The sequence below is a fragment of the Shewanella sp. SM73 genome (assembly GCF_025653795.1).
Taxonomy (GTDB): Bacteria; Pseudomonadota; Gammaproteobacteria; order Enterobacterales; family Shewanellaceae; genus Shewanella; species Shewanella oncorhynchi.
The window spans coordinates 1-20,953 of the sequence record NZ_JAKKRY010000022.1; the positions used below are offsets into that span (position 1 = coordinate 1).

General features: G+C 45.6%; 19 protein-coding genes, 1 pseudogene and 1 riboswitch. Of the genes and pseudogenes, 7 read left to right on the forward strand and 13 right to left on the reverse strand.

The genetic code is table 11. The features are described from left to right. Both L5M51_RS21260 and L5M51_RS21265 read left to right on the forward strand, forming a co-directional pair. A pseudogene (locus L5M51_RS21260) lies at positions 1-230 on the forward strand (IS4 family transposase); the annotation flags it as partial. Positions 231-446: 216 nt separating this feature from the next. Beyond that, complete coding sequence (locus L5M51_RS21265) at positions 447-1,265, forward strand: response regulator (RefSeq protein ID WP_263174522.1); 819 nt, start codon at positions 447-449, stop codon at positions 1,263-1,265. 40 nt (positions 1,266-1,305) lie between these two features. Here L5M51_RS21265 and L5M51_RS21270 read toward each other — a convergent pair whose 3' ends face one another. From L5M51_RS21270 to moaA, 7 genes are all read right to left on the reverse strand, one after another. Next, entirely contained in the window at positions 1,306-2,409 is a 1,104-nt protein-coding gene (locus L5M51_RS21270) for an ABC transporter ATP-binding protein (protein WP_219254995.1), read from the reverse strand. Beyond that, positions 2,390-3,070 carry a molybdate ABC transporter permease subunit gene (gene modB / locus L5M51_RS21275; protein ID WP_219255078.1) on the reverse strand — a complete coding sequence of 227 codons (681 nt, stop codon included), beginning with the start codon at positions 3,068-3,070 and terminating at the stop codon, positions 2,390-2,392. Before modB ends, L5M51_RS21270 begins: the two co-directional genes overlap by 20 nt. Then, positions 3,070-3,873 carry a molybdate ABC transporter substrate-binding protein gene (gene modA / locus L5M51_RS21280; RefSeq protein ID WP_113941348.1) on the reverse strand — a complete coding sequence of 268 codons (804 nt, stop codon included), beginning with the start codon at positions 3,871-3,873 and terminating at the stop codon, positions 3,070-3,072. The genes modB and modA overlap by 1 nt, the downstream gene beginning before the upstream one ends. A gap of 79 nt (positions 3,874-3,952) precedes the next feature. Further along, positions 3,953-4,420: a molybdopterin synthase catalytic subunit MoaE gene (gene moaE, locus L5M51_RS21285; protein WP_168826423.1), complete on the reverse strand. Its 468-nt coding sequence runs from the start codon at positions 4,418-4,420 to the stop codon at positions 3,953-3,955. A gap of 1 nt (position 4,421) precedes the next feature. Further along, positions 4,422-4,673: a molybdopterin synthase sulfur carrier subunit gene (moaD, locus tag L5M51_RS21290; protein WP_006079756.1), complete on the reverse strand. Its 252-nt coding sequence runs from the start codon at positions 4,671-4,673 to the stop codon at positions 4,422-4,424. A gap of 23 nt (positions 4,674-4,696) precedes the next feature. After that, positions 4,697-5,173 carry a cyclic pyranopterin monophosphate synthase MoaC gene (gene moaC / locus L5M51_RS21295; RefSeq protein WP_006079755.1) on the reverse strand — a complete coding sequence of 159 codons (477 nt, stop codon included), beginning with the start codon at positions 5,171-5,173 and terminating at the stop codon, positions 4,697-4,699. A gap of 96 nt (positions 5,174-5,269) precedes the next feature. Further along, positions 5,270-6,250 (reverse strand): GTP 3',8-cyclase MoaA, encoded by a 981-nt coding sequence (gene moaA, locus L5M51_RS21300; protein ID WP_105251082.1) that lies wholly within the window; start codon positions 6,248-6,250, stop codon positions 5,270-5,272. Further along, positions 6,238-6,371: riboswitch (molybdenum cofactor riboswitch) on the reverse strand. (Overlaps the previous gene by 13 nt.) Positions 6,372-6,618: 247 nt before the next feature. Between moaA and L5M51_RS21305 the strand changes: the two genes are divergently transcribed. Next, positions 6,619-8,268: an electron transfer flavoprotein-ubiquinone oxidoreductase gene (locus L5M51_RS21305; protein WP_131525127.1), complete on the forward strand. Its 1,650-nt coding sequence runs from the start codon at positions 6,619-6,621 to the stop codon at positions 8,266-8,268. 348 nt (positions 8,269-8,616) lie between these two features. Then, a complete protein-coding gene (locus L5M51_RS21310; RefSeq protein WP_105251080.1) occupies positions 8,617-10,533 on the forward strand; it encodes a methyl-accepting chemotaxis protein in 1,917 nt (638 codons plus the stop codon). 76 nt (positions 10,534-10,609) lie between these two features. Here the strand turns inward: L5M51_RS21310 and L5M51_RS21315 are convergent, their stop codons facing one another. The 4 genes from L5M51_RS21315 to L5M51_RS21330 form a co-directional block, all read right to left on the reverse strand. After that, a complete protein-coding gene (locus L5M51_RS21315) occupies positions 10,610-10,966 on the reverse strand; it encodes a DUF4870 domain-containing protein (RefSeq protein WP_105251079.1) in 357 nt (118 codons plus the stop codon). 36 nt (positions 10,967-11,002) lie between these two features. After that, positions 11,003-11,698, reverse strand: coding sequence for an MOSC domain-containing protein (locus L5M51_RS21320; protein ID WP_168826415.1), 696 nt, complete (start codon positions 11,696-11,698; stop codon positions 11,003-11,005). 135 nt (positions 11,699-11,833) lie between these two features. Further along, positions 11,834-13,294, reverse strand: a complete 1,461-nt coding sequence (locus L5M51_RS21325) for a diguanylate cyclase (protein ID WP_263174527.1) — start codon at positions 13,292-13,294, stop codon at positions 11,834-11,836. A gap of 314 nt (positions 13,295-13,608) precedes the next feature. Continuing rightward, a complete protein-coding gene (locus tag L5M51_RS21330; RefSeq protein WP_263147868.1) occupies positions 13,609-14,460 on the reverse strand; it encodes a PfkB family carbohydrate kinase in 852 nt (283 codons plus the stop codon). 361 nt (positions 14,461-14,821) lie between these two features. On the opposite strand from L5M51_RS21330, the gene L5M51_RS21335 reads away from it, so the two are divergent. Then, positions 14,822-15,004, forward strand: coding sequence for a hypothetical protein (locus L5M51_RS21335; protein ID WP_105251075.1), 183 nt, complete (start codon positions 14,822-14,824; stop codon positions 15,002-15,004). Between the two features lie 39 nt (positions 15,005-15,043). On the opposite strand, the gene L5M51_RS21340 is transcribed toward L5M51_RS21335, so the two are convergent. Further along, positions 15,044-15,439, reverse strand: a complete 396-nt coding sequence (locus L5M51_RS21340; RefSeq protein WP_105251074.1) for a hypothetical protein — start codon at positions 15,437-15,439, stop codon at positions 15,044-15,046. A gap of 365 nt (positions 15,440-15,804) precedes the next feature. On the opposite strand from L5M51_RS21340, the gene ovoA reads away from it, so the two are divergent. After that, positions 15,805-17,919 carry a 5-histidylcysteine sulfoxide synthase gene (ovoA, locus tag L5M51_RS21345; protein ID WP_263174529.1) on the forward strand — a complete coding sequence of 705 codons (2,115 nt, stop codon included), beginning with the start codon at positions 15,805-15,807 and terminating at the stop codon, positions 17,917-17,919. Between the two features lie 141 nt (positions 17,920-18,060). Here the strand turns inward: ovoA and L5M51_RS21350 are convergent, their stop codons facing one another. After that, positions 18,061-20,016 (reverse strand): methyl-accepting chemotaxis protein, encoded by a 1,956-nt coding sequence (locus L5M51_RS21350; RefSeq protein WP_263174531.1) that lies wholly within the window; start codon positions 20,014-20,016, stop codon positions 18,061-18,063. 358 nt (positions 20,017-20,374) lie between these two features. Between L5M51_RS21350 and L5M51_RS21355 the strand changes: the two genes are divergently transcribed. Continuing rightward, complete coding sequence (locus L5M51_RS21355) at positions 20,375-20,686, forward strand: pyrimidine/purine nucleoside phosphorylase (RefSeq protein ID WP_219254978.1); 312 nt, start codon at positions 20,375-20,377, stop codon at positions 20,684-20,686. The last annotated feature ends 267 nt before the right edge of the window (positions 20,687-20,953 follow it).

The window sequence follows — 20,953 nt, forward strand, 5'->3', positions numbered from 1 at the left end:
AATGGCGAGTACTGATGGCGCTCTACAAGCCAAGGGCGCACAAAGGCAAAGAGGCACCAAATATGAAGTGGGCCTATCAGTCTCTGGCGAAATTAGGCGGCTTTAATGATAGCAAGCGCACGGGAATGGCTAGCTGGACCACGATTTGGGAAGGATGGGATGATCTTCAGGCTCAAGTAAAGGGCTATCGATTAGCCAAAGCCCTTTTTGAAGCCGGAAAAACGCTATGAGATCTGATCAAGAGACAGGCATATATCGCCATCGGCGATATAAAACTACGCCACACTTTATCTTGGCATTTAGCTTCATTAGGCATTGTATTAACAGAGAATAAAGCCAATGCAGACCTGTTGTTTACTGATAATGCTTCGGATGACCGGCAACACATACTCTGCACTCACTTTAATGAAGCACTGGGTTATAGATATCAAAATGAGCAATGTTTATTGAATGCAAATCCCTTAACATCGCAAGCTGTGAAGGATATTTGTTACATCAACATGGGGTGGATTGATACTATAGTCTCAACCCCGCAAAGGGATATTCAATTTAAGTTTAACTGGCCAGAATGCAAAATATTATTAGTTGAAGATCATCAACTTAATCAGATATTGGTGCAGCGACAGCTGAAACAGTTACGCCTAACATGCGATATCGCAGATAACGGTGCCCAAGCGCTCGCCCTCATGCAAAAGACTCAATATGACTTAGTGTTATGCGATTGCCGCATGCCAGTGATGGATGGCTACACTTTTTGCCAACAAGTGAGATCGCAGGAAATCGAGGGGCAACATATTCCCATCATCGCACTCACGGCCAACGTGCTAAATGAGCAGAAGCAAAGGTGCATGGCAGTTGGGATGGATGACTTACTGGCAAAACCACTGCACTTAGATGAGCTGTATAAAATGCTTTTGAAATGGCTACCGTCTGCAAAACCAGCACTTATCGATATAAAAATATTAGAGGATGCCTTTGGTCGGGAAGAGACATTAAGCAAAATGCTATTAATGTTTAAAACTGAGCTCGAAACCTCACTTCAGGATATTCAACTTAAAACACCTCAACTTGCGGATAAGATCCATAGATGTGCAGGAACTATCAGTATGTTAGGGCTCACATCAATAGCAGAGCACGCTTGGATACTCGAAGAAAAAATGAGGCAACAGGGAAATAATAATGCTGAAGCGGAATTGGCTCAATTTCAAACGACAATAGCCCAATTGATAACTGAGCTAGACGCGATAATGCGAAATCGCACCTAAATGGTGGCTGGTTTACTCAGAGTTATCATGGTGGACTAAGCTATTCCAAAATATGAATTTGTTCGGATTTGAGTGCCACCGTAGTTTGCATCCCCTTAGTAAGAGCAAGCTTTTGGGCAAAATGCAGCGAGACTTCGGTGTTAAGTTGTAATGGGGTGCCAGTGACGTAGCAGATAAGCCGAACGGATTCGCCCATCACCAGCATAGCGTCGATCGTGACATCTAATTTATTAAAACTGCGGCATAAACGCCCTTTGGAAATCGAATTAAAACGAATACCTTGATTGGGGATAACCCAACGGACTCGACTTCCCACAGGGCGCTCTTTGCCATAGTCGCAGGCAATTAGCTGCTCACCAAATTTAAGCCAAGTGAGATTTTTAATGCTGTCTTGAAATACCACTTCACCATCAAAAATATTTCTTAGCCCCATCTGCCTAGCCACAGCTTCATTTCGTGGCCGCGATAACACCTCGAAAGGTGCACCTTGCTGCAGCATCTTGCCTTGGCTGATCAAAATCATCGAATCAGCCAGCAGTAAGGCTTCATTTAAGTCATGGGTGACCATAATCACTGGGCAGAGTAACTGCTCTTTGAGGCGCGCAAGCTCAAGGTATAATCGCTCGCGAGTTTCCCTGTCCACCGCAGAAAAAGGCTCATCCAGCAACAAAACCGACGGTTCGCGAGCAAGCGCTCTGGCAAGCGCAACGCGCTGGCGCTGGCCGCCCGATAAATGCGCCGGTAATCGATCGGGTAATCCCTGTAGATTGACCCGTTCGAGCCAATCTTTCGCGCGCGGTATGCGTTCCGCCTTGGGAATATGATCAAGCCCAGCGACTACATTTTCTAAGGCAGTGAGATTCGGAAATAGCCCAAAATGCTGCGGCATATAACCGATATGGCGTTGCTGCGGGCTTAAGGCGATACGCGCTTTATCATCAAACCAAGGCCGATCGCCAAAGTGGATTTGTCCCGTATCGGGATGATTCAACCCAGCGATCATCCGTAGCAGTGTGGTTTTTCCACCGCCAGACGGCCCGACCACAGCAAGTACTTCACCCGCTTTACAGCGAAAATCGGCGTTGAGTTTAATGTGTTTATGATTTTGGATCTGACACTGCAGATCAGCGATAATTTGCACCACGCTGACCTCCTAAACGCCGCGATAGACTGGTTGTTAGTGCTAACGCCGTCACGGCAAACAGCAATAAGACTAATGACATAGTGCCAGCGGCATTAAAATCGAATGATTGCACACTGTCATAAATTGCAATCGAAATCGTCTTAGTCTCGCCAGCAATATTGCCGCCCATCATCAGCACAACGCCAAACTCCCCAAGCACATGGGAGAAGCACAGAACTAATGCCGTTAGCACACCCGGCCACACCATAGGCAATTCAATTTTAAGTAGAATTTTAAGTCGACTCATGCCGCAACAAGCGGCTGCGTCGCGAACATCATTAGGTACAGTTTCAAAGGCGCGTTGTATCGGCTGCACAGCGAAGGGAATATTAACTAAAACAGAGGCGATAACCAGACCTGAAAAGTGAAACACGAGTTGCTGACCCATGACTTGCTCAATCCATTGTCCGAGCCAACTTTGACTGCCAAGCCCCACCAGCAAGTAATAACCAATCACAGTCGGCGGTAATACTAAGGGCACCATGATCAGCGCCTCGACCCAAGATTTGCCGACAAATTGACGATAGGCTAATGCCCGTCCAGCCAATATAGCTAGAGGAATCAACACTAAAACTGTGATGCCACTCAGCTTGACCGATAACCAAAGTGCCTGCCAATCCATCATGGTTGCTCTGGCAATGAAAAACCATAATCGGCCAAAACACGACGAGCACTATCGGCTCTTAAATAATCGTAAAAATGCTGAGCAGTTTCACCCGCCTTGGCCATTAATGCCATACGCTGAAACAGTGGACTATGCATTTTTGCTGGCACTATGGCGTAATCGCTATGTTTGGCAAAAGTAGGAGACATAGCTAAAGAGAGCGCAATAATCCCGCCCTGGGTTGAACCACTAATCGCAAACTGCCCTGCTTGGGACACATTTTCCCCAAGGATCAATTTAGGTTGAATCGCATCCCACAACTGCACAAACTGCAATGCTTCTTTGGCCTTTTCGCCATAGGGAGCGTGATCAGGATTAGCAATAGCAAAACGGGTAATTTTTCCTGCAGCGAGTGCTTCGGCTAACCCCTTAAGTTCAGGATCAACGGACAAACGACCGGTTTTCGGTACAACAATAGCGAGTTGCCCTTGGGCATAAAGAACGCCGACATCGCGGGTAACGCCAGCACTATGCAATTGCTGAATATATTTTTCATCCGCAGATAAAAATAATTCATAGGGCGCACCATTTTGGATTTGAGTAGCAAAATTGCCCGATGACCCATAGGATATTTTTACTTTTAGCCCAGTTTCATTGGTAAATTTTTGGCTAATATCATCGAGGGCAAAACGTAAATCTGAGGCAGCGGCAATTGCGGGAATCGCTGTATTATCAGCCGCTCGGCTGCTAGATGGCGCGACCGCCAAGCACCAGAGTAATGCAAAAACACAGGTATGGAAGAAACGGGTCAAACTCTGCATTGGGTCACCTTAGTGCAATATTCGCGCGGGACTTAAACTGGCAAGCTGCGTTGCGACTACGAGTATCTCTGCCACGCGACTAGTCTTTGTGTTGCCATAGCTTAGCCGCTTGTTCATCGGCATCTTTCGCTTCAACCCAACTTTTACCTTGCTCGCCCGCTTCTAATTTCCAGAATGGCGCTTTGGTTTTTAAAAAGTCGATTAAGAATTCACAAGCAGCAAAAGCGGCCTTGCGATGGGCGCTGGTTACGCCGATAAACACAATCTGCTCACCCAGAGCCATAGTACCGACACGGTGAATAACCGTCACTTTATTGAGCGGCCAGCGGCTACGCGCCTCGGCAACGATTTGTTCTAACACGGCTTCGGTCATACCCGGATAGTGCTCTAAGGTTAAGTCTGTCACCGCGGTCCCATCGTTAAAATCACGTACTTTGCCGACAAAAGTGACTACGGCACCATCGCTATCATCTTGAGCTAGCTGGCGATATTCGTCAGAAACACTAAAATCGACCTCTTGCACTCGAACTGCGGGTAATAAACGCATATTAACCTCCTGTAACCGGTGGGAAAAAGGCGACTTCATCACCATCGTTTACAGGCGTATCCCATTGACTAATGGTCTGATTTACCGCCACCAGCAATTTGTCAGAGGTTAATACTTTAGCCCATTTGTCGTCGGTTGCCGCCAGCGTTGCCCGTAACGCTTCGGCAGTTTGAGTCTGCTCGCTCGCCTCTAGACTTAATTTAGCTGTGCCCAACAATTCTCGAACTTGAGCAAAAAACAACACGTTAATCATAGTCTTCTCTCGTTTTTGATACGCTAAACCTTAAAATGTCCCGACTTGCCGCCACGCTTTTCCAACAGACGGACTTGGGAGATCACCATATCTTTTTGCACGGCCTTGCACATGTCATAGATAGTTAACGCCGCCACTGAAGCTGCAGTTAACGCTTCCATCTCTACGCCCGTTTTGCCGGATAACTTGCACAGGCTAGTAATACGCACGCGGTTATGTTCAGGTTGTGCCTCTAAATCGACTTCAACTTTCGTTAGCATCAGCGGATGGCAGAGAGGGATAAGGTCTGAGGTTTTTTTCGCGGCTTGAATGCCCGCAATACGCGCGGTCGCAAACACATCACCCTTGTGGTGGCTACCACTCATGATCATCTCGAGTGTCGTGCTCGCCATCTCGATAAAAGCTTCTGCACGGGCTTCGCGCTCGGTAACGGCTTTTTCAGTTACATCGACCATATGGGCATTGCCATCGGCATTAATATGAGTAAATACATTGCTCATCGGAGCGATCCTTTAATTGAGGTCAAAACAGGGTACAAGGGAAATTGTGCTTATACTCGCGCTAAATTGGCTATGACAACAGACCTAAAATCAGGTCTAGCCGCCAATAGAGGCAAGATGCTGAGTGACACCTGTGATGCCTTGATGCAAGTAATGGGTTTCTTTCTTCTGGGCTAATTGACCGTGCAGACGCTCAATTAATTCCGCTTGCTGGTTAGAATGCTGTAGCAGATCACGTAAATCGACACCGGATTCCGTAAAGAGGCACAAGTGCAATTTACCCTTAGCAGATACCCGTAAACGGTTACAGGTAGCACAAAAATTATTGGCATAGGGCATGATCAAGCCGATACGGCCCTGATAATCGCTGCGGCTGAAATTTTGGGCTGGACCATCGGAGGCACTTGGCGTATCTAATTGCCAGCCATCTGCCAGTAACTGTGCTTTGATGTCGGCGCCCGCTAGGTGATGGGCTTCAAAATACTCACGACCAAGACCCGTTTCCATCAGCTCGATAAAACGCAGGTCGATTGGCGTGTGTTTAATCCAGTGTAAAAAACGTGGCAAATCTTTATCGTTTAAACCTTTAAGCAGTACGGCGTTGATTTTTACTCGCTCGAAACCTGCCGACAAAGCGGCATCAATCCCCCGCATCACTTCGTCAAACTTATTTTCGCCGGTGATCTGGTAAAACATTTTGGGATCTAAACTATCCACGGACACATTGATACGACGCAAGCCAGCATCGAACCATTCTTTGGCATGCTTTTCGAGTCGATATCCATTAGTGGTCGTCGCAATAGTATGAATGCGCGGGTTATCAGCGACGACACGAATGATGTCGGTAAAGTCTTTACGCAGGGTAGGTTCACCGCCTGTAATGCGGATTTTTTGGGTGCCGACTTGGCTAAATGCGGAGACTAAGTTTTCTATCTCATTGAGAGATAAGAATTTTGGTTTACCTTCAGGATGATAACCATCAGGAAGGCAGTAACTGCATTTGAAGTTACAAACGTCAGTGACTGACATCCGTAAATAGTGAAATTTCCGACCAAAGCTGTCTTGTAATTGAGACATGATCACCTTTCCAAGTGTGGGAGGTGAGAGCATTTCTTATCCCACCCCGGTGGCATTATTACCACGGCTACACCTCCATATCTTTCGACTTAGGCAGGCAAGCTCGGAGAACCGTCGTCGGTGATTATAGGCCGAAAGTACTCACTAGCTATACCCCTAAACAGGTATTTATTAACCTAGATCACGCTAGCGTGAATAATCTGTGACAGTCCTCACCTAAAGATTTGTATTGAATTAGACTAAACAGCAGCTTAATCCACTGTGACCTTATCTTATTTTCAGGTAAGGTGGTGCAAGCAATAAAACGCCCGTTTACAAACTACAACACTCGATAAAAATCGGGGAAACGTGAAGGAAGAGGTGAACTGATGGAACGCGAATCAATGGAATTCGATGTTGTTATCGTCGGTGCTGGTCCAGCTGGCTTGGCCACGGCATGTCGATTAATGCAAATATCACAGGATTCAGGTAAAGAAATTACCGTCTGTGTGGTAGAAAAAGGCTCAGAAGTGGGCGCGCATATTCTGTCAGGCGCAGTGTTCGAGACAAAAGTGCTAGACGAGCTATTCAGCGACTGGCGCGAAAAAGGTGCCCCAATAAAAACCGCTGTCACCCACGACGAAATCTACCTACTCAGCTCAGCCACCGACGGCCGAGTCATGCCTAATGCTTTTGTGCCAAAAACCATGCACAACGACGGCAATTTTATTATCAGCGTCGGTAATCTGTCCCGCTGGCTTGCCAATCGCGCAGAAGAACTCGGTGTCGAAATATTCCCCGGCTTTGCCGCCAGTGAACTGCTATTTAACGCCGATAACAGCGTTAAAGGTATTTTGATTGGCGATATGGGAGTGGGTGCCGATGGCGAACCCAAAGACAGCTTTATGCCAGGCATGGAGTTGCATGCTAAATATACCGTTTTCTCCGAGGGTTGCCGCGGCCACTTAGGCAAGCAACTTATCGAAAAATACCATTTAGATAATGGTAAAACACCACAGCATTACGGTTTAGGCTTCAAAGAAATTTGGAAAGTCCCCGCCGAGCAACACGAACAAGGCAAAGTCGTTCACACAGGTGGCTGGCCATTAACCGAGGGCGCATCGGGTGGCGGCTTCCTTTATCACATGGAAGATAACCAAATTGCGGTCGGCCTTATTATTGATCTGAACTACAAAAATCCGCATCTGAGCCCATTTGACGAATTCCAGCGCTATAAAACCCACCCTGTGATTGCTAAGTATTTAACGGGTGGCGAACGCCTTAGTTATGGCGCCCGCGCGATTACTAAAGGCGGCTTAAACTCACTACCTAAGATGAGTTTTCCTGGTGGGCTTATCATAGGCTGCAACGCGGGTACGTTGAACTTTGCTAAAATCAAAGGCACTCACACTGCGATGAAGAGCGGGATTGTTGCAGCAGAAACCTTAGGTAAAGCCATGATGGCAGGGGTTGAAGGCGGTAAAGATCTCGACTGTTACCAAACCCACCTTGAAGAAAGCTGGCTATACGAAGAATTGCATAAATCCCGCAACTTTGGTCCAGCAATGCACAAATTTGGTACCTATTTAGGCGGCGCATTCAACTATATAGATCAAAACTGGTTTGGCGGAAAGTTCCCTATCACACTGCGTGATGAGCACCCAGACTATGCGCAAATGGCACCTGTGAGCGCTTACAGCAAGATTGATTATCCAAAACCCGATGGCAAGCTTAGCTTTGATAAACTGTCCTCAGTGTATCTGTCGAGCACTTATCATGAGGAAGATCAACCCTGCCATTTACGTCTCAAGGACAGCAGCATTCCACTGGGCATTAACTTGACTCAGTTTAATGAGCCAGCACAGCGTTACTGCCCAGCCGGCGTGTATGAAATCGTCGAAGAGGCGGGTCAACCCAAGTTTGTAATCAATGCGCAAAACTGCATTCATTGCAAAACCTGCGACATTAAAGATCCGAGCCAAAACATCACTTGGGTTACACCGGAAGGCGGTGGTGGTCCAAACTACCCCAACATGTAACATTTGGATGATAAATGTAAATAATGGCGCTCAATGGAGCGCCTTTTTTTCACCTTTTACACGAATAGTTCACTTTTTTTGCTTGCCCTTACTCGCGACATTGGCCACAATTGCCACACAAAAAAGAGTTCGTTTTCAATCACCATCTCATTTCCATCTATACTCTACATAATTAGATCTACAGCAAGACCAACAGGTTAGGCCAAATAAGTGTTCTATACGCTGTTTTATTCGGCAACCGGCCTAGACTAAGGTTAACTTTTAACATTTCTGTCCGATAATCTTTTACCGTACAAGAGTGCGTTGACCGATAACTCAAAATAGTCCAACACAGGCATATTGATATTTATGATATTTAATAACCTCACCATTAAGCAGAAAATTCTGTTAACAGTGACATTTGCAGTACTGTTGTCGACCATACTCGTCGGCGTATTAAGCCAACGTAGCGCGAAAAATGTCGTACAACAAAGGATGTTAGGTTCGGAATTACCGAGCTTAATGATGCAAATTCGCAATAAGATCGATCTCGACATTTCCACTTTAATGAATGCTGCAGAACAATTGGCCAGTAGCCGCATGTTACTGCAATGGCTCGAAGACGGTAGACCACAGGCCCAAGAAACCCAAGTCGTAGCACAACTCAAAGACATCACTCGTCAGTATAAGCTAGCGCAAGCTTCCTACGCCGACAGACAAACTGCCGCCTACTACACTCAGGATGGGTTTTTGCGCGTGCTCACTCCTGCGCAGGACGGCTGGTTTTTTGGTTACCGAGACAGTGGCCAAGAACGTATGTTGAACGTATTTACTGAGGCCAACGGCGAAGTCAAACTCTTCATCAACTACCAACAACCCAATGGTCGCGGCTTAGTCGGGCTCGCTAAATCACTCGATGACATGGTGCGTTTGCTGAGCTCGTTTAAGATTGAAGAAACTGGTTTAGTCTACTTAGTGGATGCTAAAGGTGAGGTAAAACTCCACCCAGATACGAGCCAAATTGGTAAGAGCAGCCTAAGCAACTTATACAAGGATGCGAGTTCAAGCTCATTATTAAACCGCAGTGATTTCAATCTGATCAATACCAAAATCAATGGCGAAAACATGCTGGTTGCCAGTAGTTATATCGCATCTATGGATTGGTACTTAGTCGCACAGGTGCCAGAGGCCGAAGTATTCGCACTATTAACCGAAGCGGCTTATCAGATCTTAATCTGGACGCTAATCATTGCAGCGGGCTTTATTGTACTCGCCATCGTGGTGGCAGGTTCTGTGAGTCGTCCTATTGCACAAGTTGCCGCCATGTTCCACGACATAGGCGAAGGTGAAGGTGACTTACGCCAACGTCTACCTGTCAATGGTGAAGATGAAATTGCGCAACTCGCCAAGGGATTTAACAGCTTTATCAGCAAGATACAGGAATCTGTCATCGAAGTGGCACAAACCAGCGAACAGCTTGGTTTCTCGGCTAAGGATGTGTCGAATCAGGCACAGCAAACCTTAGAAGACAGCCACGAGCAGAAAGATCGCACTATGATGGTGGTAACGGCCATTAATGAAATGGGCGCGACGGTTAACGAAATTGCCAGTAATGCCGCCCAAGCTGCGGTTGCCGCCAGAGATGCTGATACTGAAGCCAGCAGCGGCCAAGTTGTGGTAACCCGTGCCCGCGATACCATTAACCAATTGTCGAAAGACGTTGGCCAAGTGGGTGAAGTGATTGAGTCCCTCGCGACCCACACTAAATCCATCGGTGGTATTTTAGATGTGATCCGCGCTATCTCTGAGCAGACTAACTTGTTAGCACTTAACGCGGCCATTGAAGCAGCACGTGCCGGCGAAGCTGGACGCGGATTTGCTGTCGTGGCCGATGAAGTACGTAACTTAGCCTCACGCACAGCAGCATCGACCAATGAAGTGCAAGGCATGATCGACAAGCTGCAATCGGAAGCCAGCCGCGCGGTTAATGCGATGGCCCAGAGTCGTACCCGCTCCCACGAAGGCGTTGTAGCCGTCGATGAAGCCAGCAAATCGTTAATTGGCATTAGCGATCGCATTGGTCTTATCAGCGACATGAACATCCAAGTTGCTGCGGCAACGGAAGAACAATCTACAGTTGTGGAGGACATCAACCGTAACGTCACTGAAATCAATGACATTACTCAACGTACTGCCAATACTGCACAAGCGGCGGCACAGGCGAGTTTAGCCTTGAATCAACTGTCACACCGCTTAGATACCTTAGTGGCCAAGTTTAAGGTGTAAGACCTTAAAACTTACGCCATAAAAAACGCCTTAGATGTTTCCATCTAAGGCGTTTTTCTTTAACTCGCAGAGACAATTAATCCATAGCAATAAATTTAATCGTTAATGGATAGCGATACACTTTACCTTCGCTGGCCTTAATAATCGCCAGCACAGTACACACCAGATCGAATATGCCGAGTATGGCTAAAAAGATGAAACCTATTCCGACCAAAGCTAATACGCCACTGATGATCACATAAATCAACAGGCTCAATTTAAAGTTCAAACAACTACGGCCACATTGATCGACAAATGCGGACTCTTCACGCTTCATCAGCCAAATGATCAAAGGACCAAGAATAGAGCCCAACGGCACTAAGTATCCAATAAAACTTGAGGCGTATACCAGTAAGCCAAAATCTTTATCACTTTTTGTAACGGGTTCAATCATAGGTCATCCCTGTTTTATCATTTTGAATATAAAGCCTTATTTTCCACTCGGCCCATATAAACGCATTTGCCAATCTTCTACTGTCTGTAATGCTAAGCGGCGTTGTAGGCTATTAACCCAACTCAGCGCTAATCCCTCGCAGGAAGCTAAACGATCATAGGCACTGGCATTAAACGTTGGCGAGAAATAGAGTGACATGGCCTCGGCAACACTGATATCAGTACGACGCTCAACTAATTCAATCTTATCGTTTAACTGAATAATCCCTGGGGTTAAGATTCTATAAAACCAACCACATAATTGGCTTTGCTGCATGGCGAGGGCGAATTCTCTGTGACCAAATTGCAGATTCAATTTAAAACAAGGTGAACGCGGCTGAGTCACTTGCACTTTTACTGCGCCAATTTGCAAGATATCGCCAATATTGACTTGAGTTTCGTTCAGTCCAACTGTGCTAATGTTCTCTCCCATGCTGGGCGCATCTTCGAGCTGGGTGATTAAGTCCCAACGACGATATTGGCCGTAGTGCTCGCGGGGGAAATGATGTAGCACGCGATCAAGGCCGCCATGGTGTTTTGGATCGGCCTGCGCGTCCCCTTCAACATGGTCGATATGCACTAACAGTTGTTGAGCCGCTTGCTTACCATCAATCCCCGTAGCAACACCGGACATCTCTTGAAGATGGGTTCCTAAGTACAATCCAGACAACTTATTAATCAACAACTTTGACATCTGCAACTCCAAATCAATGACCTATCGCGCATTACTGTCAGAGTGTAAACCGCGATACGCCAATAACACAATCAACCCGCGCCATAACCCACAAAGGTAGGCTAAACATTGCTGCCAAGAAGAACCGAGTAGAGTCTATGAATGATTTAACACCACTTGATTTCGGCCCGCTTCTTTTGCCTGATACAAGGCCAGATCGGCACGTTTGATAAGGTCCTCCGCGGGCTCTTGCACTTGATGCTCAGCAACACCAATACTGGCAGTAATAGAAATGTGTAATCCATTCACTTTAATTTTCCGCTGGGAAATGAGGTCACGGATCTGTTCTGCCAGTTCTGCCGCTCGGGATAAATCCATCTCAGGGAGTAAAATTAAAAACTCCTCACCGCCCCAGCGACATAAAATATCCTGTTGTTGTAGTAAACCACGCAGCATATTAGTCATGGTTTTTAATACTAAGTCACCAATCCCATGCCCATAACTGTCGTTCACTTTTTTAAAGTGGTCGATATCCAACAAGAGTATTGAAATCGGCGATTGTGTCAGCTTAGCTTTATCTAACGCCTGCCTAAAGTACTCATCAAACACCTGACGGTTAGCGGCGCCGGTGAGCTTATCGGTAGACGCCATAATTTCTAGTTTGCGCTGATAACGACCTAAGGTCATGTTTGAGATGAATAAAATACCTAGAGTCACCATTAGGCTTAACGCCAAATTACCCCAAAACGTATTTAACAGTTCCCGCTCTTGTGGCGCATCCTCCTGCTCAACAATTAAATACCACTTAAACTCAGGAACTAAGCGACTATTGAGATAAACCGTTTTCCCGTTTTTCTGATAGCTGAAGGCGGCACTTGGGCTGGTTAAAATACGCGTAGCCAAATTATCAAGCCCTACGTTCGTTTGCAGCGAATCCGTACCGTCATATTGATCGCCATGCAAAGTGACATTACCTTGCCGGTCGGTAAAGAACACTCGGCGGTTATAACGCTTTTGATATAACTCAATTAAGGCTTTAACCTTTTCAACCGCCAACCCCACACCGGTAACACCAATGAATTTTCCTTCAAAATCAAAAACTTTATAGTTAACAAATACGGTTGTCTTACTGCGGTCTGCCGTATCGGCATCAATATTGACCTCATAATGTTCAGATTCAGGTAAAGAACGCACTCGAAAATACCAAGCATCGTCAGGCTCTACATCTTGGATTTGTTTTAAAATGCCCGTGGAATGGTAATAATTTCGACTTTTCTCAGACACAAAAAAGCTAGTGACAGTACCGTATTTTTCTTGGATTTCCTTAAGGTAACGAATGAGTTTTTCGGGCTCTTGCTCATGACTTAAGGTCCAATCCCGAACAAAGGTATCCTGCGCCATCAAGGATGAAATAAAGATGGGTCGTAACAAATCCTGTTGAATTTCTGAATAAATATTGTCACTTGTGAGCGGTAAGGTATTGCTCTCTATTTGCTGGCTCAGTGAATCATGAGCCACTTTGTAACTGATACCGCTGGTCACTAAAAAGGCGACCAAAAGCAAAACAGACAGAAGCCAAATAAATTTATTTTTATCATTCCAAGCGTTATTGCCCATTCTCAACTCCAAAGACTACAGAACACCTTGAGTGGCTTATTATTTTAATTTAACGATAACTATTTTAGTTGAATAAATGTTAACGCAATTGTGCCATGGCCGCACAAGATTTCTGTCGTATTGGCGTTCTACGATGGAATAACTTTATTTTGAGCAAAAAAATGCCTCGTTGGGGAAACGAGGCAAAAAACATACTAACCAATAAATGGGAGAAAAGTACAAGAAAACGTTAAGGGACAAGCTATGCGCCACAAGACATACTCTAGCAAGGACGTATGACAAAAAGATGACTCAAACTGGTCGCCCGCAGATTTTCATGCGATTTGCTTCGCCTCTAAATACTGTTTTAGTGCCTCACCCGGAATAGAACTATCAGTTGCCACCGCAAATGCCGCCCAAATCGCCCCTTCTGCCATGGCCTCAGTAATCGACTGGCCGATGCAGAGACTGTGGATCAACCCTGCCGCATAGGCATCACCCGCGCCTGTGGTATCAACAACTGTGGCAGGGATAGCAGCAACATGCTGCACTTGATCATGCGTGTAAACCTTAGCCCCATTGATACCATCGGTGACAATAAAGTAACGCAGACAATCGCCACCAATGCTTTTGCCATATTCCCAAGATGCGCCATCACAACGCCCCTGAATATCACTCATGGAGGCCAATAAAATATGACAAGGTCTCTGTCTGTCGTCCTTGGCTAATTGCGCGACCACAAGACAATGTTCTAAAGCTGTTTTTGCCCAGCTGACAGAGCCTTCAGCGGAAGTATTAAAATACAACGCGTCCCATGGCTGCCATTTCGGCGGTACAGATAATTCAAATATGGGTCTTTGTGGCCGAATAATGGTGCGCTCGCCGTCTGGCGTCATTACAAGCAGCATTTCGCATGTATTGCCGGTGCGGCGCTGCACTAAGCGACAATCGAGCCCTTGCGTACTGGCTTCTGCAATGAGCCAATCCCCCATGTCATCACGGCCCACTTGACTCACCAGCGCGACGCTATGCCCAGCCCAGACTAAACCTAATCCGGTATTTGCCCCACCGCCGCCGAGCCTTTGGCCGCCATCTTGATAATGGAAACGTCCACCTGTTTTTAAAGGTTTATCAAGCAGTAAGATCCGATCACAGTTGAGATTGGCAACTAACAGAATATTAGCCATTACAAGGCTCCAAAGGGCAAAAAAGCATCAAGGCCAGAAGATAAAAACAAAGAAATATCAATCTAGAGCAAAATGCTCACAGGCACAATCCAATCATCGAGATAGAAACACTATAAGGATATGGCAGCGCCTTGATGTAAGCATTTGTCCCGAAGAAGACGAGGAAAACAGTTATACACCCATACGGTATAACATAGCTGTTAACTCTAACACTTTGTTTAAAATCGATTTATAGAAAAGATAACGTCTCAGGACAAAATGAAGCGTAACCATTTTGAAGCCGACTCGATTAATTATCAGTAGACATAGTTAAAATGCATGCAGGATACATATATTAAATTTATGAATGGAATCAAACGCTATGCTAATGGAAATATGGGATACCGCCGAAGAAAAATCTGAGCAGCTACGCCGTTATCAGCTCTGTATAGAAGAATTTAATGAATTGAATTTTCACGATGTTTATATTGCAGAAATCAAACAAGAATACCAACAACTTGCTGAACAAGTAAAAGTGCAGTCAACCTCGGATCCCGAGCGCTAACTGCACTTTGCCATCTAGTTACTCACGATAAACCTTCAATTACTTTATTGGCGTCAATGGTGATAAAGACGCAAATTGTACTGCTAATGTCCAATCTGTAATGACCATATCTGAAGGCTGCCAACTGTCATCAACCCACTCATAAACCAAGCCAGGGTTTTCCTCTGCGTTGACTAACAAACGCCGTCCATCTTGCAACACAAGCGTATAATCGAGCCCCTGCGCATCGACACTTTCAATGTCCCCCAAGACATTGTGCTTAATGGCCGAAATAGTTCCGGTTGCCTTAACGGCATCGTTTTCCTTTGCACCGCTGTAAAACTTTAACGCCTCGTTTGCGGCAGTCTTGTGAAAAACAAACTCCTCAGTCACACCCACTACGATCGACGGATCAAGCTCATACCAGGCGGGTATCCATAATGCGTTAATTGTCATCCCGTTATATCCTGCATAATAATTTTACGGACGGGATCATTCTGCCTTAACCCCGACAGAGAAAATACTCTTCAGGGATAAAATAATTTTAATCCCTGTAAGGAGTAGCATCACTAAATTGAGCGCATCACTTTCTTTGTAAGATAATCCCAAACCAAAGGGTCATACCTGAGATACTTTAAGCTCCAGCACTGATGTTGGACTCAATTGGCCTTTCTGTTAGTTTGTAAAACACTTTGCCTCAAACCGACACATTAAGCTGACAAAGTGATCCTGAGCTCAGTAATCGCGTATAGAGTCACACACGATAGATTAATCTTCCCATGCTTGCACCGCAGGCCGATAAATACGGAGTTTACTTGTCTATGGATAAGCCCATAACGCAACCCCCTCAAACCCTTAAGCTCATTGGTGAAACTGAGGCCGGAAAGCGTCAAGAGCTTAAGCAATACTTTAATCAGACATGGGCTTTATACGAGTCTCTGTATGATTTGATCCAAGAAGATAGCGCCTATTACCTCAAAGCCGAGCCGCTGCGCCATCCGTTAATCTTTTACTTTGGCCATACGGCCACTTTCTATATCAACAAACTCAAACTCGGTAAATTTCTCGATGAACGGGTAAACGACAACTTCGAATCCATGTTCGCCATTGGTGTCGATGAGATGTCTTGGGATGATTTGAACGAACAACATTATCCGTGGCCGGATGTGGCAGAGGTGCGAAGCTATCGCCAACAAGTTAATGCTGTCGTCAATCGTGTTATCGATGAAATGCCTCTAGCGTTACCAATCACTCAAAATAGTCCAGCTTGGATCATTTTGATGGGCATTGAACATGAGCGTATTCATTTAGAAACCTCATCGGTGATCATCCGCCAACTGCCGCTGGAATATGTCGCGCCCAACCACCTCTGGCCTGCGTGCCAAGACACCGCCCCTGCCGAGACCAACAGTTTATTGGCTGTAAAAGGGCAAAAAGTGACCTTAGGCAAAACTGAACAAGACCAAACCTACGGTTGGGACAATGAATACGGCCATAAAATATTTAACGTTAACGACTTTAAGGCGGCTAAATTCTTAGTCTCGAATCAAGAGTATCTCGCATTCGTCGAAGCTGGCGGCTATCGCTCACCCCAATTTTGGAATGAAGAAGGCCAAGCTTGGCTTGCCTATACCCAAGCACAAATGCCGCGTTTTTGGCGCTTAAGACAAGATAAATGGTGGCAACGTAACTTAGCGGAAGAAATCCCGCTGCCATTAAACTGGCCTGTTGAAGTGAATCAGCTCGAAGCTAAGGCTTTCTGCAATTGGAAAGCCGAACAAAAGCAAAGCAATATACGTCTATTAACTGAAGCTGAGTGGTACATCTTACGCGCGAATGTGCCCGCCGATGCACCCGATTGGCACGAAGTGCCGGGCAATATTGCTTTGGCTTATTACGCCTCTTCTTGCCCAGTGAATCGCTTCGAACATAATGGCTTTTTCGATATTGTCGGTAATGTTTGGCAATGGACAGAAAGCGCAATCGACGGTTTTGACGGCTTCGCCGTACACCCACTTTACGATGATTTCTCCACCCCAACCTTCGATGGCAAACATAATCTCATCAAAGGCGGCTCGTGGATCTCTACGGGTAATGAGGCAATAGCTTCATCACGCTATGCGTTTCGTCGACATTTTTATCAACACGCGGGCTTTCGCTATGTGGAATCCACCCAAAATCCAGCTCAAATGGCCGAGGTTAATGTGTACGAAACGGATGAACTGATTTCCCAATACCTTGAATTCCACTATGGCGCCGAATATTTCGGGGTTACTAACTTCTGCGTCAATGGTGTGCAGCAAGCGCTGAGTGAAATTCAATTGACTCATACAGCTAAAGCCCTCGATATCGGCTGCTCCGTTGGTCGCGCGAGTTTCGAACTGGCAAAAGTGTTTGATCATGTTGATGGTATCGACTTCTCGGTGCGCTTTATTCAACAGGCCTATGCGCTGACAGAACAAGGTGAAAAACGTTACACCATACGTACCGAAGGCGACTTACAGGAATTTAAGAGTGCGAGTCTCGCGAAACTGGGATATGAGCTTGAGGCGAAAAAGGTCAACTTTATGCAAGGTGATGCCTGTAATTTAAAGCCCATCTACACAGGTTATGATTTGGTTTATGCCTCAAATCTTATCGACAGGTTGAACGAGCCTAAACACTTTTTAACCAGTATTGCCCAGCGGATTAATCAAGGTGGATACCTTGTGATTGCCTCGCCATACACTTGGCTTGAAGATTATACGCCCAAGGATAAATGGTTAGGTGGCGTTAAAGTCAAAGGAGAGAACTTCACCACCTTAGATGGTTTGACCGAAACCTTGATCGGCCAATTTGAGCTGGTCGCAGTGAAGGAAATCCCCTTCGTGATCCGCGAGACTAAACGTAAATTCCAACATTCCATCTCAGAAATGACAATTTGGCGTAAACGTTAATGCTCACTTATGGGATAACCAACTGAAGTCCTGATAAAAATATCCGCCAGAAATCCATTTCTGGCGGATGTGTAACATCCAGCTCAGTCACATTTACAGCACCAACTAAGGTGAGAACACTGTAAATGCAGCGAAAAATATCTACACCTTAAACTGTGCCGTTGTTAAACCAAGCTGATTCGCTAACCCCAACAGACTCCGCGTACTCGCTGCCACTTGGCTGATAGCAGCACTATTTTCCTCCGCCGCCACGCTTAAGCCAGCAATCCCCTGCGCAATCGTCGCCGAAACCGTTGTTTGTTCTTCCGCAGCGGTTGCAGTTTGAATCATTAATGCCTTTAAGGTTTCTAAGCGCAAAGCAATATCATCCACCGCGGTCTGCATTCCATCCGCATCTTCTGCGGTTTTAGAGGCTTCAGTGGAACAAGTCACACTATGCAACGCCAGCACACCTGACTGTTGCTGAATACCTTTTAACACTTGCCCAATATCCTGAGTTGCTAATTGAACCTTCACTGCTAACTGACGCACCTCATCGGCAACCACAGCAAATCCACGACCATGCTCGCCAGCTCTCGCTGCTTCAATCGCCGCATTAAGAGACAAGAGATTAGTTTGTTCCGCAATCGCATTTATCACCGCCAATACTGAGCCGATTTTCTGACTATCCGCCTCAAGACTGCCCACCTGTTGATGAATAGTTGCAAAACTACTCAAGGTCACTTTTAAGCTTTTACGAGTACTGGCCAAGTTTTGCGAAAGAATTTCACTCGAATGGGTACAGGCGGACACTTCATCGGAGGATCTCATCGTATTCGTGCTGATTTCAGCTGCGGCATAACTCATTTCTTCAACTGCAGTAGCCAACATATCGGTTTCTTTGGCCTGCATCTGAATACTGCAATCGGCTTGTGTCATGGCGGCAGAGTTTTGTTCGGCGGCAGATTCAAGTTCATGCCCAACGCCCACCAGCTGACTGATGATTTCTTTGAGCTTAGTTTGCATCCGCGCCAACCAACTCATCAGGTGATTATCCGTTTGAACATGCGGTAAATTATGAGTTAAATCGCCAGAGGCGATCATACTGGTCAAGTTACACATGTCCTCAGGCTCACCGCCGAGCGGCTTTAATACAAACCCAGTAACTAACTTAGCGGCAGCGAATGCCAACACTAAGGCTGCTACACAAACAGATAAGCCGATAAACATCATACGGTAGGCGGGAGCAGCAATTTCACTCACATCAATTTCAGCCATCAAACCCCAACGTAAACCGAGCTCAACGACAGGAGAATAAGCGGATAAAACGGGATTATTGTTATAGTCATTCACTTGCATCACCCCCGATTTACCAGCCAGCGCCTCCTTTACCGCCAGCGTATCAACACCATTCTGAGCTACCGTTCCCGCAAACGAAGCCGTAACAGTTCGATTAATGGGATCGAGAAAAGAATCAGAACGCATACGATTATTTGGGCCAATGAGATAAGTTTCACCACTTTGCCCCATACCCTCACGAATTTGCATAACTCTGTTGATGCGATCGATTGATACTTGAGCCGCCACCACCAATCTTTGCTGATTGAACTGAATCGACTGGCCAATAAATGCCGCAGGTTGACCATTTGAAGGCGCGTATGCGGAAAAATCTTGTAGTAATACTGTGCCCGCCGATCCCAATGCCTTATTGAATAACTGTGCTAATCCCGAATCATGGAAGGGTCCAGTACGCAAATTGGTGCCGAAATCAGACTCCTTCGCCACTGTATATAAAACGGTGCCATCGTCACTAATAATAAATAGGTCATAAAAACCGAGGGATTTATTTAATGACTGCAAGGTTTGATCTATGTCAGTAAGAGTATCGAGGCTTTTTTGGCTGGCAATTACGGCGCTGACGGCCTGCAGGTTATCGGAAAAGTCCTGAAACATGCCAACAATCTGCCGTTGCTTGATCTCACGCACAGCCACTAAACGAGACTGAGCCTCGGCAAACAATTCATCGCGAGCAATGTAAGTCACTATTGCGGTGGCAAATATGAGGGGTAATAGGACAATCAATAAACTGATAAGCTGAATTTTACGAGTAAAACCCATGGTGAGACTCCTTGTCGCGCGTCGAATTCCATTCCTTCAATCTTTGCAGAATCAAACCTGCCTTAAAACTATAGGAGAAGAATCTCAGCTAAACAAAGCGGTGCCGACTATTTTCATCAAAAGTTCACTAAAATGCCGACAACTCATTATTTTTAAGTAGAAAAATGATTAATAACTTTAAATGACAGCCACACCATACCGACCATTTCACACAAAATGATATAGTAGAAAACAAGCGATAAACCGAACGTTAGCATCAACTTATATTGAATGCGCACATCCATGCGACAAATGATGCATTGAAATTTATTAAATATGCATATAAATTCATCCCAAGCCAATTTATAGAGGATTAATAATGAGTTTACTCGAGCAAGTGTCAGTATCTAAAAAAGCCAACATCTACTTTGATGGCAAAGTGGCTAGCCGTAGCGTATTTTTTGCCGATGGCAGCAAGCAAACCTTAGGTGTTGTATTACCAGGGGAATATGAGTTCTCAACCTCCCAAGGCGAAATAATGGAAGTCACCAGTGGCCGGTTTGAAGTGTTGTTACCTGAGAGCTCCGTATGGCAGGAGTTTAGCGAAGGCACTCAATTTGAGCTTGCTGCGAATGTTAGCTTCAAAATCCGCAATACTGCCATTGCCGAATATTGCTGTAGCTATCTCTAGTCATCTCGATTAAGTGACAGTGCGATTAATATTTCATATCAATCGTTAATCGAACGCTCACAGTGACGGTTTATCTCAGCACTGTGAGTATGTTGTCCACCCGACCATTTCACCATCAGAATGCCTTATCCGTCTGACATTTATCAATTTGGCAATTTTATTAACCTGGCTCAAGGCAGCGTAAAACTTACAATGCAAAGCATACTAAATCGAATGTATTGAAATCGCCGATAAAAACAACACTAGACGACCGGTCTAATTTGATTT